The sequence below is a fragment of the Methylobacterium sp. 4-46 genome, assembly GCF_000019365.1.
GTDB lineage: Bacteria > Pseudomonadota > Alphaproteobacteria > Rhizobiales > Beijerinckiaceae > Methylobacterium.
The window spans coordinates 1845614-1860145 of sequence record NC_010511.1; the positions used below are offsets into that span (position 1 = coordinate 1845614).

The window sequence follows — 14532 nt, forward strand, 5'->3', positions numbered from 1 at the left end:
GCGCGCGCGGGTCGGGACGGGCTCGACCGCGGCGGCCCTGGCCCCGCGTCGTGAGCGGATGCGGGGGCCCGGCGCCGCGGATTACAGGCATATACCAGTAACCTGCCCGCCCGGTCCAGCAGGGCCCGCCGCGCGGCCCCGCCGGGCGGTCAGCCGAGGCTCGGCAGGGTCAGACCGTGCTCCCGCGCGCAGGCGACCGCGTCCGGGTAGCCGGCATCGGCGTGGCGCATCACGCCGCTCGCCGGATCGTTCCAGAGCACCCGCGCGAGGCGCCGGTCGGCGGCCTCGCTGCCGTCGCAGACGATCACCATCCCGGCATGCTGCGAGAAGCCCATTCCGACGCCGCCGCCGTGGTGTAGGGACACCCAGGTCGCCCCCGAGGCGGTGTTGAGGAGCGCGTTCAGGAGCGGCCAGTCGGAGACCGCGTCCGAGCCGTCGCGCATCGCCTCGGTCTCGCGGTTCGGCGAGGCGACCGAACCGGAATCGAGGTGGTCGCGCCCGATCACGATCGGGGCCTTCAGCTCGCCGCTGCGCACCATCGCGTTGAAGGCGAGGCCGAGGCGGTGGCGGTCGCCGAGGCCGACCCAGCAGATCCGGGCCGGGAGGCCCTGGAAGCGGATCCGCTCCCGCGCCATGTCGAGCCAGCGGTGCAGGGCTGCGTTGTCGGGCAGCAATTCCTTCACCTTGGCGTCGGTCCGGTAGATGTCCTCGGGATCGCCCGAGAGGGCGCACCAGCGGAACGGCCCGATGCCGCGGCAGAACAGCGGGCGGATATAGGCCGGCACGAAGCCCGGGAAGGCGAAGGCGTCGCGGACGCCCTCCTCCAGCGCCATCTGCCGGATGTTGTTGCCGTAATCGACCACGGGCACGCCGGCCCGGTGGAAGTCCAGCATCACCCGAACCTGCTCGGCCATGGAGCGCTTGGCCGCCGCCGCGACCCCGTCCGGGTCGCTCTCGCGGCGGGTTTCCCACTCGGCGAGGCTCCAGCCCCGGGGCAGGTAGCCGTTGACGGGATCGTGGGCGGAGGTCTGGTCGGTGACGCAATCCGGCCGCACGCCCCGGCGCCAGATCTCGGCGTAGATTTCGGCGGCGTTGCCCAGGAGCGCGACCGAGCGGGGCGTGCGCGCCCGGCAGGATTCCTCGATCAGGGCGAGCGCCTCGTCGAGGTCCCGGGCCTGCACGTCGACGTAGCCCGTGCGAAGGCGGAACTCGATGCTGGAGGCCCGGCACTCGACGGCGAGGCAGGAGGCGCCCGCCATCGTGGCGGCGAGGGGCTGCGCCCCGCCCATGCCGCCCAGGCCCGCCGTCAGGATCCAGCGCCCGGCGAGGTCGCCGCCATGGTGCTGGCGGCCCATCTCCACGAAGGTCTCGTAGGTGCCCTGCACGATCCCCTGGCTGCCGATGTAGATCCAGGAGCCGGCCGTCATCTGGCCGTACATCATCAGGCCCCGGCGATCGAGCTCGTGGAAATGCGCCCAGGTCGCCCAGTGCGGCACGAGGTTGGAGTTGGCGATCAGCACGCGGGGCGCGTCCGCGTGGGTGCGGAAGATCCCGACCGGCTTGCCGGACTGGACCAGCAGCGTCTGATCCTCCTCCAGGTCCGTGAGGGCGGCGACGATCCGGTCGAAGCTCGCCCAGTCCCGGGCCGCCCGCCCAATGCCGCCATAGACCACGAGCTCGCCCGGCCGCTCGGCGACCTCCGGGTCGAGGTTGTTCATCAGCATGCGCAGGGGCGCCTCGGTGAGCCAGCTCCGCGCCGTGAGGGCGGGGCCGCGCGGGGCGCGGACGAGGCGGGCATTGTCGAGGCGGGGATCGTCGAGGCGGCTCATGGCGGGCAGGCTCCGAAGGCGAGGCACGCGGACAGGACGTCCTGCAGGGCCGCGCGGACCGGCGCGGCGTGGTCGGGATCGTAGGGCACCGGCCAGGTCGCGGGATCGACCGGCCCGACCGGCTCGGCCAGGTAGGCGCGGCAGGCGAGTTCCATCTGCACCGCGTGGACGCCGTCCTGCGGGCGGCCGTAGGCGCGGGTGATGAAGCCGCCGCGGAAGCGCCCGTTGCTGACCTGGCTGAGGCCGCTGCCCCGGCAGATCGCCTCGATCCGCTCCTGGAGGGCGGGGTCGCAGGCCTGGCCGCCATGCGTGCCGATGTTGAAATGGGGCAGCAGGCCGGGGAACAGGCGCGGGATCTCCGAGCGGATCGAGTGGGCGTCGTAGAGCACCACCCGGGGATGGAGCCGCCGCAGCCGCGCGAGTTCGTCCTGCAGGGCCGCGTGGTAGGGGTCGAACCAGCGGGCGCGCCGGTCGGCCGGGTCGGGCGCCTGCCCGTCCCGGTAGAGCGGCTCGCCGTCGAACGTGGTGGTGGGGCAGAGCTCCGTCGTCGCCTGCCCGGGATAGAGCGAGGCGCCGGACGGGTCCCGGTTCACGTCGATCACCGTGCGCGAGAGGGAGGTGCGGATGATCGTGGCGTCGAGATCCGCCGCGAAGGCGTAGAGCCGCTCGATGAACCAGTCCGTGTCCTTGCGGGCGAGCCAGGGCGAGACGAGACCGGCCTCGATCTCGGGCGGGATCTCGGTGCCGGTATGGGGCAGGCTGAGGAGAAGGGGCGACGCCCCCCGCCGGACCGCGAGCCAGGCCGGCGTCATCGCCCGTCCACCCCCGGCAGGTCCAGGCCCGCGGCCGCCACCACGGCCCCGTCGCGCACCAGAGCCGTCGCCGCCTCGAGCTCCGGATGCAGGTAGCGATCCTCGTCGAGGCGGGGCACCGCCGCCCGCAGCCGCGCCCGCACCCGCTCCAGGGCCTCGCTCGACCGCAGCGGCGCCAGGAAATCGCAGCCCTGCGCCGCTGCCAGCAGCTCGATGCCGAGCACCGCGGCGGCGTTCTCCGCCATCGCCAGGAGGCGCCGCGCGCCGTGGGCCGCCATCGAGACGTGGTCCTCCTGGTTGGCGGAGGTCGGGATCGAATCGACGCTCGCCGGGTAGGCCCGCTGCTTGTTCTCCGAGACCAGGGCCGCCGCCGTCACCTGTGGGATCATGAAGCCCGAGTTGAGGCCCGGCCGCCCGGTCAGGAAGGCCGGCAGGCCCGAGGACAGGGCGGGGTCGACGAGGAGCGAGATCCGCCGCTCGGCGAGGGAGCCGATCTCGCACAGGGCGAGCGCGATCATGTCGGCCGCGAAGGCCACCGGCTCGGCGTGGAAGTTCCCGCCCGAGAGCGCCTCCCCGGTCTCGGGGAAGACGAGCGGGTTGTCCGAGACGCCGTTCGCCTCGGTCTCCAGGGTCGCCCCCGCCTGCCGCAGGAGGTCGAGGGCGGCCCCCATCACCTGCGGCTGGCAGCGCAGGCAGTAGGGGTCCTGCACCCGCTCGTCGCCGACGAGGTGCGAGGCCCGGATCGCCGAGCCGGCGAGGAGGCGGCGCAGGGCGTCGGCCGCGTCGATCTGGCCGCGGTGGCGGCGAAGCGCGTGGATGCGCGGGTCGAAGGGCGTGTCCGAGCCGCGGGCGGCGTCGACCGAGAGCGCCCCGGTGACCAGGCCCGCCCGCAGCAGGTCCTCCGCCCCGAACAGGCCCGCCAGCGCGAGCGCGGTCGAGAATTGCGTGCCGTTGAGGAGCGCCAGCCCCTCCTTCGGGCCGAGATCGAGGGGCGCGAGGTCCGCCCGCGCCAGGGCCGCGGCGGCGGGCAGCCGGGCGCCCCCCGCGTCGAGGCACTCCCCGACGCCGATCATCGCCGCCGTCATGTGGGCGAGCGGCGCGAGGTCGCCCGAGGCGCCGACCGAGCCCTGGCCCGGCACCACCGGGGTCACGCCCCGCGCCAGCATCGCGTCGAGCAGGGCCACCGTCTCGGGCCGCACGCCCGAGGCCCCCTGCGCGAGGCTCGCGAGCTTGAGCGCCATCATCAGCCGCACGATCCCGGCCGGGACCGGCGCCCCGACCCCCGCCGCGTGCGAGAGCACGATGTTGCGCTGCAGCGTGGCGAGGTCGTCGGGCGCGATCCGCACCGTCGCGAGCTTCCCGAACCCGGTATTGATCCCGTAGACGGGCTCGCCCCGCGCCACGATCGCCGCCACGGTCTCGGCGGCCCGCGCGATGCCGGGCCGGCAGGCGGGATCGAGCCGCAGCGGGGCCCCGTCGCGGATCGCGCGCCACTGCGCCAGCGCGGCGCGGCCGGGAGTCAGGGTGACGGCGCTCATCGGCCCCTCCGGATGCGGGCGTGCAGCGGGTTGAATCCCATGCGGTAGACGAGTTCGGCCGGGCGCTCGACGTCCCAGACCGCGAGGTCGCACCACTTGCCCGCCTCCAGCGTGCCGATCTCGTGCAGGCGCCCGAGGGCGCGGGCCGCCTCCCGGGTCACGCCCGCGAGGCATTCCTCGACGGTGAGCCGGAACAGCGTCGCGCCCATGTTGAGCACGAGGAGCAGGGAGGTGAGGGGGGAGGTGCCGGGATTGCAGTCGGTGGCGAGCGCCATCCGCGTGCCGTGGCGGCGGAACAGGTCGACGGGCGGCCGCCGCGTCTCCCGGATGAAGTAGAAGGCCCCCGGCAGCAGCACCGCCACGGTGCCGGCCCGGGCCAGGGCGGCGGCGCCGGCCTCGTCCGCGTATTCCAGGTGGTCGGCCGAGAGGGCGCCGAACCGCGCCGCCAGCGCCGCCCCGCCGAGATCGGAGAGCTGGTCGGCGTGCAGCTTCACCGGCAGGCCCGCCGCCCGCGCCGCCTCGAAGACCCGCGCGGTCTGGGCGGGCGAGAAGGCGATCCCCTCGCAGAAGGCGTCGACCGCGTCGGCCAGCCCCTCCCGCGCCAGGGCGGGCAGCATCTCGGTGCAGACATGCGCGATGTAGCGGTCCTTGTCGGGCTCCTCCGGCGGCAGCGCGTGGGCACCCAGGAAGGTCGTGGTCACGGTGACGTCGCGGCTCTCCCCGAGGCGGCGGGCCGCCCGCAGGCTCGCGCGCTCGGAGGCGACGGAGAGGCCGTAGCCGGACTTCACCTCGACCGCGGTCACGCCCTCGGCGATCAGCGCGTCGAGGCGCCGCAGCGCGCTCCCGACGAGCGCGTCCTCGCTCGCCGCCCGGGTGGCGCGCACGGTCGAGACGATGCCGCCGCCCGCCCGCGCGATCTCCTCGTAGCTGGCGCCGGCGAGCCGCGCCTCGAACTCCGCCGCCCGGTCGCCGCCGTGGACGAGGTGGGTGTGGCAGTCGATCAGGCCCGGGGTGATCCAGCGCCCCTCGCAATCGACCGTCTCGCGGGCCGCGAAGGCGGGCGCCGCCCGCGCCGGCCCCGCGTAGAGGATGCGCCCGTCGCGGGCGGCGATCAGCCCGTCCTCCACGAGGCCGAGCCCCGGCGCCCCCTCGGCCAGGGTGGCGAGCCGGGCGTTGCGCCACAGGCGGTCGCACAGCATGGGACGGCTCCTGGCGGGTGGAAGCGGCCCGGCGAATCGGCCGCCGGGTGGCGGTGCGCGCCGAGTATGTATAGACATAATCGGCCGCGCGGACCCTTGTCCACCCGTCCCGCGCGGGGGAGGGACCCGCGATGGCCCGGCTCTGGTTCCGCTCCGCCCTGCTGCCCGAAGGATGGGCGGAGGGCGTCGCCCTCGACGTCCGGGAGGGGCGCATCGCGGCGCTGGAGAGCGGCGTGCCGGCGCGGCCGGGGGACGAGACCGGCGGGATCGCGCTGCCCGGCCTGCCGAACCTGCACAGCCACGCCTTCCAGCGCGCCATGGCGGGGCTCGCCGAGTGCCGCAGCGGGCACGAGGACTCCTTCTGGACCTGGCGCGAGGTGATGTACCGCTTCGTGGCCCGGATGGCGCCGGAGGACGTCGAGGCGGTGGCCGCGCAGGCCTACGTGGAGATGCTGGAGGCCGGCTTCACCTGGGTCGGCGAGTTCCACTACCTGCACCACGCCCCGGACGGGCGCGCCTACGCGGACCCGGCCGAGATGGCCGGGCGGATCGCCGCCGCGGCGGCGGAGGCGGGGATCGGCCTGACGCTGCTGCCGGTCTTCTACGCCCATGGCGGCTTCGGGCCGGGGCAGGGGGCGCCCGCGCTGCCGCCGACCGCGGGCCAGCGCCGCTTCGTCAGCGACCCGGAGACCTTCGCGGCCGTGATGGCGGGCAGCCGCCGGGCGGTGGCGGACCTGCGGGATTGCGTGGTCGGCCTCGCGCCCCACAGCCTGCGGGCCGCGACCCTCGCGGAGATCGCCGCGATCCTGCCCCTGGCGGAGGGCGGCCCGGTCCACATCCACGCGGCCGAGCAGCTGCGCGAGGTGGAGGAGTGCCGGGCGGCGACCGGGGCGCGGCCGGTGGAACTCCTGCTCGACGCGGCGCCGGTCGACGCGCGCTGGTGCCTGATCCACGCCACCCACATGACGCCGAGCGAGACGCGCGGGCTCGCGCGCAGCGGCGCGGTGGCGGGCCTCTGCCCGATCACCGAGGCCAATCTCGGCGACGGGCTGTTCCCGCTGGCCGCCTTCCAGGGTGCGGGCGGCCGGTTCGGAATCGGCAGCGACTCGAACGTGCTGATCGCGGCGGCCGAGGAGCTGCGCCTGCTCGAATACGGCCAGCGCCTCGCCGGGCGGGTGCGCGGCGTCGCGACCTCGGCGCGCTCCGCCTCGACCGGCCGCGCCCTGATCGAGGCCGCCCTCGCCGGGGGCGGGCAGGCCCTCGGCCGGCCCGCCGGCCTCGCGCCCGGGCAGCCCGCCGACATCGTCGCCCTCGATCCCGACCACCCGGCCCTGGCGGAGCGCTCCGGCGACGCGTGGCTCGACGGCTTCGTGTTCGCGGCCCGCGCCGGGGCGATCGACCGGGTCTGGCGCGCCGGGGCGCGCGTCGTCGCGCAGGGACGGCACCACCGGCGGGAGGCGGTGGCGGCGCGCTTCCGGGCCGCCCTGGCGAGGCTCGCCGCGTGACCGGGGGCCCCAGCCTGACGGCCCGGATCCGCAGCGAGATCGAGGCGCGGATCCTGTCGGGCGACTGGCCGCCGGGCCATCGCATCCCCTTCGAGTCGGAACTCTCGGCGCTCTACGGCTGCTCGCGCATGACCGTGAACAAGGCGCTCGCGGGGCTGGCGGCCGCGGGCCTGATCGAGCGCCGGCGCCGCGCCGGCTCCTTCGTGGCCGCCCCCGCCCGGCAATCGGCCGTGCTGCAGATCCCCGACATCCCGGCCGAGATCGCGGCGCGCGGGGCGCGCTACGGGCTGGTACTCGTCGCGCGCCGGGAGCGGCGGGCGGGGGCGGGCGACCCGCCGGGCGCGGGCTTCGCGCCGGGCCAGCCGCTCCTCGACCTCACCTGCCGCCACCTCGCGGACGGGCGTCCCTTCGCGCAGGAGGAGCGCCTGATCAGCCTCGCGGCGGTGCCGGCCGCGGCGGAGGTGGATTTCTCCGCCGTGCCGCCCGGCACGTGGCTGCTGCGGCACGTGCCCTGGACGGAGGCCTCGCACCGCATCACGGCGCTCAACGCGCCGGGCGCCCTCGCCCGCGCCCTCGACCTGCCGCCGGGGGGCGCCTGCCTCGCGGTCGAGCGCCGCACCTGGCGCGGGGAGGACACGGTGACCTACGTGCGCCAGATCTTCCGGGGCGACGCCTACAGCCTGGGGGCGCGGTTCTCGCCCTGACGGGGCGGGGCGCTCGACCGCGAGACAGGCGCCGTGAGGCCGGGCCGCTGATCGGGACGGGCATGGTCCGCGCCCGGACCAACGGGGCGGCTCGTTCGTTCCTCCGCCTGCGACCGCTCCCGAAAGCCTCTCCCGTCAGCGAACGCCGTCCCGTGACCGCGCCCACCACGCCCAAGACCCTCGCGGACCCGGCCGCGCTCGCGGCCAGGCGCGCCCTCCTCGGCGCGCCCCATCTCGCGCCGCTGCGCGCCCTCGCCGCCCGCATCGCCGCCGCGCAGGGCGCGCCGGTGCCCGAGCCCGATCCCCTCGACGGGGGCGCGGCGGCCCGGCTGCTCCTGCTCCTCGAGACGCCCGGCCCCGCCACCGGCCGCACCGCCTTCGTGTCGCGCGACAACCCGACCGGCACCGCCGCCAACCTGTTCGGGTTCCTGGCGCGGGCCCGGATCGCCCGCGCCGACACGCTGATCTGGAACGCGGTGCCCTGGGTCATCCACGCCCCCGGCGCCCGCAACCGCGCCCCGCGCCGGGCCGAGATCCGCGCCGCCGCGCCCTACCTGCCCGCCCTCCTCGACCTGATGCCCGACCTCGCCGTGGTGGTCCTGGCCGGCCGCGTCGCCCAGAGCCACGCCGCCGCCCTGCGCGCGCTGCGGCCCGACCTGCCGGTGGTCGGCGTGCCCCATCCGAGCCCGACCTTCGTCTGCACCAGCCCGGAGGTGCGCGAGCGGATCGCGGCCGGCCTCGCCGAGGCGGCGGCGCATCTGCGCTTCTGCGCGTGAGGCCCGCTCCCGGGGCAAGACCCGGTCTCGTCTGGTCTTCCGGCGCCGGAGCGCCTACATGGCGGGCGCAAGCGGGGCTCGGTCGGAGTGCCGCCGAAGGTGCCGGGCCGGTGCCCGCGGGGGAGGCCGGTCGGCGGCCAGCGGAGTCGGACGCCGACGAGATGAACTTCGCCAGACAGGATACGCGGCTCGCGCGGGCCGAGCCGACCGCGGCGGGCCGGGACCAGGATCCCGCGCCCGAGGTGCCGGCCCTCGACCGCGCCGGCCGCCGCAAGCGGCGCTACGCCTGGATCGGCACCGCCGCGAGCGCGATCCTGTTCCTCATCTCGCTCGGCGTGCTCTACGAACTCGTCTCGACCGTGACCTGGTCGGAGCTGCGCGCCGCCTTCACGGCCGCCACCGGCGAGCAGGTGAGCCTCGCCGTGATGCTGGTGGCGGTGAGCTACCTGTTCCTCACTTGCTACGACGCGCTCGCCCTGCGCCAGCTCAGGATCAGGGTGCCGTACCGGACCACGGCGCTCGCCTCCTTCACCAGTTACGCGGTGAGCTTCAACCTGGGCTTCCCGCTCCTGACCGCCGGCACGATCCGGTACTGGATCTACTCGGGCAAGGGCCTGAGCCCCGGGCGGATCGCGGCGCTGACCATCGTGGCGGGCTTCACCTTCTGGCTCGGCATGGGGGCGGTGCTCGGCTTCAGCCTCGTGCGGGAGGCCGAGCCCCTGTCGCGCCTGACCTCGGTGAGCAGCGCCATCAACCGGGGCCTCGGCCTCGCGGCCATGGCCGGGGTGCTCGCCTATCTGGGCTGGGTGACGCTGAGGCGGCGCAGCGTGCGGGTGAGGGGCTGGCGGCTCGAATTGCCGGGCCTCGCCCTCTCCCTGAGCCAGATGCTGGTGGGCGCCTGCGACGTCTGCGCGGCGGCGGGCGTGCTCTACGTGCTGCTGCCGCCCGGCCACGGGGTGAGCTTCGAGGCCTTCGTGGCGATCTACGTGGTGGCGGCGATGCTCGGCATCGCGAGCCACGCCCCCGGCGGGCTCGGCGTCTTCGAGGCGACCGTGCTCCTCGCCCTGTCGGGGCTGCCGCGGGAATCCGTGCTCGGCGCGCTGCTCCTGTTCCGGGTCTGCTATTATCTGGTGCCCTTCGTGGTGGCGCTGGCGGCGCTCGGCGCCTACGAGATCGCCAAGCGCGTCAGGCTCACCCCCCGCGAGGCGCCCGAGGGCGACGAGGAGGCGTGACGCCGCCCGGCGCCGCGCCGCCGCCCGGGACCGCCGACGCGACCGTGCCGGGCATCGCGAACCCGTCACGCGATCGGCTTAGGGTTGCACCCATGCCTTCTCTCCCCTTCGACCCGCACAGGGCCGGCGCTGCCCGCCGGGCGGCGTGGCGGGCCGCCCTGATCGCCGCCCTGACGGTCGCCGGGGCGGCCGCCTGGGAGCGCGGCCCGGACCTCTGGCTCGGCCTCGGCACCGCCGCGGCGGTGCTGCTCGGCGGCTGGCTCGCCTCGCCGCGGGCGGAGGAACCGCTGCCCCGCCGGGAGGGCGCGTGCGAGGACCGCCCCAGCCTCGCCGAGGCCCTGCTCGCCAATATCCCGGACCCGGTCATCCTGATCGACCGCCGGGCCCTGGTGATCGAGGCCAACGCGGCGGCCCGCGCCCTGCTGCCGACGCTGCGGCCGAAATACCCGCTCTCCTTCGCGCTGCGCGATCCCGGCGTGCTCGACGGCATCGAGACCGTGCTGCACACGGGCGCGCCCCTCAAGACCCTCTACGCCCCGCGGGTCCCGACCGAGCGCACCTTCGAGGTCCAGATCGGCGCCATGAAGGGCTCGGCCGACGCGGGCGGGCAGCCGAACCTCGTCCTGTTCCTGCGCGACCTCACCTCGGCCAAGCGGCTGGAGACGATGCGGGTCGATTTCGTGGCCAATGCCAGCCACGAACTGCGCACGCCGCTCGCCTCGCTCCTCGGCTTCATCGAGACCCTGCAGGGGCCGGCCCGCAACGATTCCCTGGCCCGGGACCGCTTCCTCGCCATCATGCGCGAGCAGGCCCTGCGCATGACGCGGCTGATCGACGACCTCCTGTCGCTGTCGCGCATCGAGCTGCGCGCCCACGTGCCGCCGACGACCGTGATCGAGGTCGGGCCGCTCGCCCGCCAGATCGTGGATTCCCTCTCTCCCCTCGCCGAGGAGCGGGGCGTCGCGATCGCGCTGGAGGAGGGGCCCGCCCCGCTCGCGGTGCTGGGCGAGCGCGACGAGATCCTGCGCCTCGTGGAGAACCTCGTGGAGAACGCCGTCAAGTACGGCGGCGAGGGCGGGCGCGTGAGCGTGCGCGTGTCGGCCCTCGCGGCCGAGGCGGGCCGGCCGGCCCAGGTCGAGATCGCCGTCGCGGATGACGGCCCGGGCATCGCGCCCGAGCACCTGCCGCGCCTGACCGAGCGCTTCTACCGGGTCGACCCGGCCTCCAGCCGCCAGCAGGGCGGCACCGGCCTCGGCCTCGCCATCGTCAAGCACATCCTGAACCGCCACCGCGGCCGGCTCGTCGTGGAGAGCGAGCCGGGCCGCGGCTCGACCTTCCGGGCCTCGATCCCGGCCGCGGCGGGGGCGGGGCGCGAGGAGACGTCCCCGGGCTGAGCGCCCTTCGCCGACGTGCTCCGGCTCGGCGGACGGCGCGGGAGCGAGACTCGCAGCAGACCCGCTTGGGCTCGCAGCAGACCCGCTTGGGGCCGCTCCGCTCAGGGGCAGGCCACGAGCACGCGGCCCGTGTAGTCGGCCCCGGCGGCGGCCGCCGCGCCCGGGCGGACGAGCGCGTCCGAATCCGGGATCAGCTGCTCGCCGACCCGCGCCTCCTTGGCCGGATGCGTCACCTTGACGAGGCAGGCGGCGGGGCCCGCGACCCGCGCGGCCTCGTCGCCCGGGGCGAGGCCGAAGGCGACGTAGAAATCCGGATCGGCGGTCGTGACCACGAGGCTGCGCAGGGCGGCCGCGGGGGCGGCCGGCGCGAGGGTGAAGAAGAGGGTGAGCCGCCCGTCCCGGAACTCGGCCCGGGCATCCTGCGGGGCCGCGAAGGCGAGGAGGCGGCCGTTGAGCTTGGCCTGCACGTAGTAGCCGGTCTCGGCGAGGGCGGCGACGCGGGCGCGGGCGAGCTCGGCGAGCTTGTCGGGATCCGGGACGCCGTCGCGCCGCGAATCGAGGTTCAGCACCGCGAAGGCGGAGTAGTCGGGATCGAAGGTCCAGGTCAGGCGCAGGCCCTTGAGGGCGCGGGCCTCGTCGAGGACGATCTCGCTGCGCGCCTGCACCCAGACATGCGGGTGGGCCCGGGCCGCGGCGGGGGCCAGAGCCGACGCGAGGGCCAGCGCGACGGCGCACCCGGCGCGCGGGCGCGGCGAGGGCCGCCCGCCGATCGGCCCGCTCCGATCTCGGTTGCTGCCCATCCCGTCCCCCGCCTGGTCCCGGCCGGGCCCCGCCCGGCGGAACGCCCCTGGCGCCCAAGCGCGGCGAAACCATGTTGCGGATGCAGGGCTGGCGCGAAGCGCGGCCCTATCACCGCCCGATCCGGCGAATCCCATATCCTGCCGGGAGCGCGGCGCGCGACGGCGGCGCGCTCCCGAGGAGTTCGGCCATGACCGCGACCGCCCGCCGCCTCACCCTGCCCGTGGAGGGCATGACCTGCGCCTCCTGCACGGGGAGGGTCGAGCGCGTGCTCAAGGCCGTGCCGGGCGTCACCTCGGCCTCCGTCAACCTCGCCACCCGCCGCGCCACCATCGAGCTTGCCCCCGACAACCATCCGGGCGCCCTGGCCGAGGCGATCGCGGATGCCGGCTACGCCGTCCCCGAGCAGACCTCGGACTTCCTCGTCGAGGGCATGACCTGCGCCTCCTGCGTCGGCCGGGTCGAGCGGGTGCTCAGGGCGGTGCCGGGCGTCACCGAGGCCAGCGCCAACCTCGCCACCGGGCGGGTCAGCGTGCGCCATCCCGGCGGGCTGGTGGAGGAGGCCGCCCTGGCCCGGGCCGTGGCCGCGGCCGGCTACGCGCTGCGGCCGCTGCCGGCCGCCGCGCCGGAGACCCCCGCCCTGCCCGAGGAGGCGGTCGGGCTGCGCCGCGACCTCGTCGTCGCCGCCCTGCTGGCGCTGCCCGTCGTGGTCCTCGACATGGGCGGCCACCTGATCGGCGCCCATCGTCTGCACGCCCTCGTGCCGGAGGGCTGGAGCAACGGCGTCCAGGCCGTGCTCGCCACGCTCGTCCTCGCGGGCCCGGGCCGGCGCTTCTTCCGGCGCGGCGTGCCGGGCCTGCTGCGCGGCCACCCGGACATGAACGCCCTCGTCGCCCTCGGCACGGGCGCCGCCTACGGCTTCTCGCTCGTCGCCACCCTGGCGCCCGGCCTGCTGCCGGAGGGGACGGCCCACGTCTATTTCGAGGCCTCGGTCCTCATCATCACCCTGATCCTGCTCGGGCGCTTCCTGGAGGCGCGGGCGAAGGGGCGCACCGGCGCGGCGATCGCGCGCCTCGTCGGGCTGGCGCCGCGGACCGCCCGGGTCATCCGCCCCGAGGGCGAGGTCGAGGTCCCGGTGGTGGACCTGCGCCCCGGCGACCGCGTGCGGGTGCGCCCGGGCGAGCGCCTGCCCGCCGACGGGCGCGTCGCCGCGGGCGCCTCCGCGGTCGACGAGAGCATGATCACCGGCGAGCCGGTGCCGGCGCGCAAGGAGGCCGGGGCGCCGGTCACGGGCGGCACCGTCAACGGCACCGGCAGCCTGGAGGTCGCGGTCGAGCGCGTCGGCGCCGACACGGTCCTCTCGCAGATCATCCGCATGGTCGAGGCGGCCCAGGGGGCCAAGCTGCCGATCCAGGCCCTCGTCGATCGGGTCACCGGCTGGTTCGTGCCGGCCGTGATGGGCCTCGCCGCCCTGACCTTCCTGGCCTGGCTGCTGCTCGGCCCCGCGCCCGCCCTGGGCCTCGCCCTGGTCAACGCCATCGCGGTGCTGATCATCGCCTGCCCCTGCGCGATGGGCCTCGCCACGCCGACCTCGATCATGGTCGGGACCGGGCGGGCGGCCGAGCGCGGCATCCTGTTCCGCAACGGCACCGCCCTGCAGGCGCTGGAGGGTGTGCGGGCCGTGGCCTTCGACAAGACCGGCACCCTGACCGAGGGCCACCCCGCGCTCACCGACCTGATCCCCGCCCCCGGGGACGCGGCCGAATCCGCCTTGGCCGAATCCGCCTTGGCCGAATCCGCCTTGGCCGAGACAGCCCTGGCGCACGCGGCCGCCCTGGAATCCCGCTCCGAGCACCCGCTCGCCCGGGCGATCGTCGCGGGGGCGCGGGCGCGGGGCCTCGCCCTTCCGCCGGTCGAGGCCTTCGAGGCGGTGCCGGGCTTCGGCCTCGTCGGACGGGCGGGCGGGCGCGCGGTCGCAATCGGCGCGGCGCGGCACTTGGCGAGGCTCGGCATCCCGGTCGCGCCCCTCGCGGAGGCGGCGGCCCGGCTCGGCGAGGCCGGCCGCTCGCCCCTCTACGTCGCGCTCGACGGCCGCCTCGCCGCCCTGATCGCGGTGGCCGATCCGGTGAAGCCGGGCGCCGCCGCGGCGGTCGCGGCCCTGCAGGGACGGGGCGTGGCCGTGGCGCTGGTGACCGGCGACGACCGGCGCACGGCCGAGGGCATCGCCCGCGAGCTCGGCATCGCCACGGTGCTGGCCGAGGTGCTGCCCGCCGACAAGCTCGCGGCGGTGCGGGAGATGCGCGCCGCCCACGGCCGCACCGCCTTCGTGGGCGACGGCATCAACGACGCGCCGGCGCTGGCCGAGGCGGATGTCGGCATCGCGCTCGGCACGGGCACCGACGTCGCGGTGGAGAGCGCCGACGTGGTGCTGATGGCGGGGGATCCCGGCGGCGTGGTCGAGGCGCTCCACCTCTCGCGCGCGGTGATGCGCAACATCCGCCAGAACCTGTTCTGGGCCTTCGCCTACAACGCCGCGCTGCTGCCGGTCGCGGCGGGCATGCTGCGCCTCTTCGGCGGCCCGCTCCTGTCGCCCGTCCTCGCCGCCGGCGCCATGGCCCTGTCGAGCGTGTTCGTGGTCGGAAACGCGCTGCGCCTTCGCCGCGCCTGAGGGCCGGCGCCCCGGCTCATCCGCCATCCGGTTGATGGCTTCGCCATCTCCCATGTCGGCCATGCGGATGTCGGCTT

At 76.1% G+C, this 14532-nt stretch carries 11 protein-coding genes; 6 read left to right on the forward strand and 5 right to left on the reverse strand.

Annotation, left to right across the window (positions count from 1 at the left end):
- Nucleotides 1–149: 149 nt before the first annotated feature.
- Genes hutU through hutI form a run of 4 tightly spaced genes read right to left on the reverse strand, consistent with a single transcriptional unit; the run spans nucleotide 150 to nucleotide 5378 of the window.
- Complete coding sequence (hutU, locus tag M446_RS07775) at nucleotides 150–1829, reverse strand: urocanate hydratase (RefSeq protein WP_012331555.1); 1680 nt, start codon at nucleotides 1827–1829, stop codon at nucleotides 150–152.
- The gene (hutG, locus tag M446_RS07780) at nucleotides 1826–2641 is read right to left on the reverse strand and encodes an N-formylglutamate deformylase (protein WP_012331556.1); all 816 of its coding nucleotides are present in this window, start codon (nucleotides 2639–2641) and stop codon (nucleotides 1826–1828) included. Before hutG ends, hutU begins: the two co-directional genes overlap by 4 nt.
- Complete coding sequence (gene hutH, locus M446_RS07785) at nucleotides 2638–4179, reverse strand: histidine ammonia-lyase (protein ID WP_012331557.1); 1542 nt, start codon at nucleotides 4177–4179, stop codon at nucleotides 2638–2640. The genes hutG and hutH overlap by 4 nt, the downstream gene beginning before the upstream one ends.
- A complete protein-coding gene (gene hutI / locus M446_RS07790) occupies nucleotides 4176–5378 on the reverse strand; it encodes an imidazolonepropionase (RefSeq protein ID WP_012331558.1) in 1203 nt (400 codons plus the stop codon). Before hutI ends, hutH begins: the two co-directional genes overlap by 4 nt.
- Before the next feature lie 131 nt (nucleotides 5379–5509).
- Here hutI and M446_RS07795 point away from each other — a divergent pair, with 131 nt between their 5' ends.
- From M446_RS07795 to M446_RS07815, 5 genes are all read left to right on the forward strand, one after another.
- Entirely contained in the window at nucleotides 5510–6883 is a 1374-nt protein-coding gene (locus M446_RS07795) for a formimidoylglutamate deiminase (protein ID WP_012331559.1), read from the forward strand.
- Nucleotides 6880–7587, forward strand: a complete 708-nt coding sequence (gene hutC / locus M446_RS07800) for a histidine utilization repressor (RefSeq protein ID WP_012331560.1) — start codon at nucleotides 6880–6882, stop codon at nucleotides 7585–7587. The genes M446_RS07795 and hutC overlap by 4 nt, the downstream gene beginning before the upstream one ends.
- 152 nt (nucleotides 7588–7739) lie before the next feature.
- On the forward strand, nucleotides 7740–8363 hold the full coding sequence (locus M446_RS07805; protein WP_012331561.1) for a uracil-DNA glycosylase: 624 nt from the start codon (nucleotides 7740–7742) through the stop codon (nucleotides 8361–8363).
- Between the two features lie 161 nt (nucleotides 8364–8524).
- The gene (locus tag M446_RS07810; RefSeq protein ID WP_012331562.1) at nucleotides 8525–9595 is read left to right on the forward strand and encodes a lysylphosphatidylglycerol synthase domain-containing protein; all 1071 of its coding nucleotides are present in this window, start codon (nucleotides 8525–8527) and stop codon (nucleotides 9593–9595) included.
- Between the two features lie 92 nt (nucleotides 9596–9687).
- Entirely contained in the window at nucleotides 9688–10989 is a 1302-nt protein-coding gene (locus M446_RS07815) for an ATP-binding protein (protein ID WP_012331563.1), read from the forward strand.
- A 101-nt stretch (nucleotides 10990–11090) separates the two neighbouring features.
- Here M446_RS07815 and M446_RS07820 read toward each other — a convergent pair whose 3' ends face one another.
- Nucleotides 11091–11789: a DUF1007 family protein gene (locus M446_RS07820; protein WP_012331564.1), complete on the reverse strand. Its 699-nt coding sequence runs from the start codon at nucleotides 11787–11789 to the stop codon at nucleotides 11091–11093.
- Between the two features lie 188 nt (nucleotides 11790–11977).
- On the opposite strand from M446_RS07820, the gene M446_RS07825 reads away from it, so the two are divergent.
- Nucleotides 11978–14455, forward strand: a complete 2478-nt coding sequence (locus M446_RS07825) for a heavy metal translocating P-type ATPase (protein WP_012331565.1) — start codon at nucleotides 11978–11980, stop codon at nucleotides 14453–14455.
- Nucleotides 14456–14532: the final 77 nt, after the last annotated feature.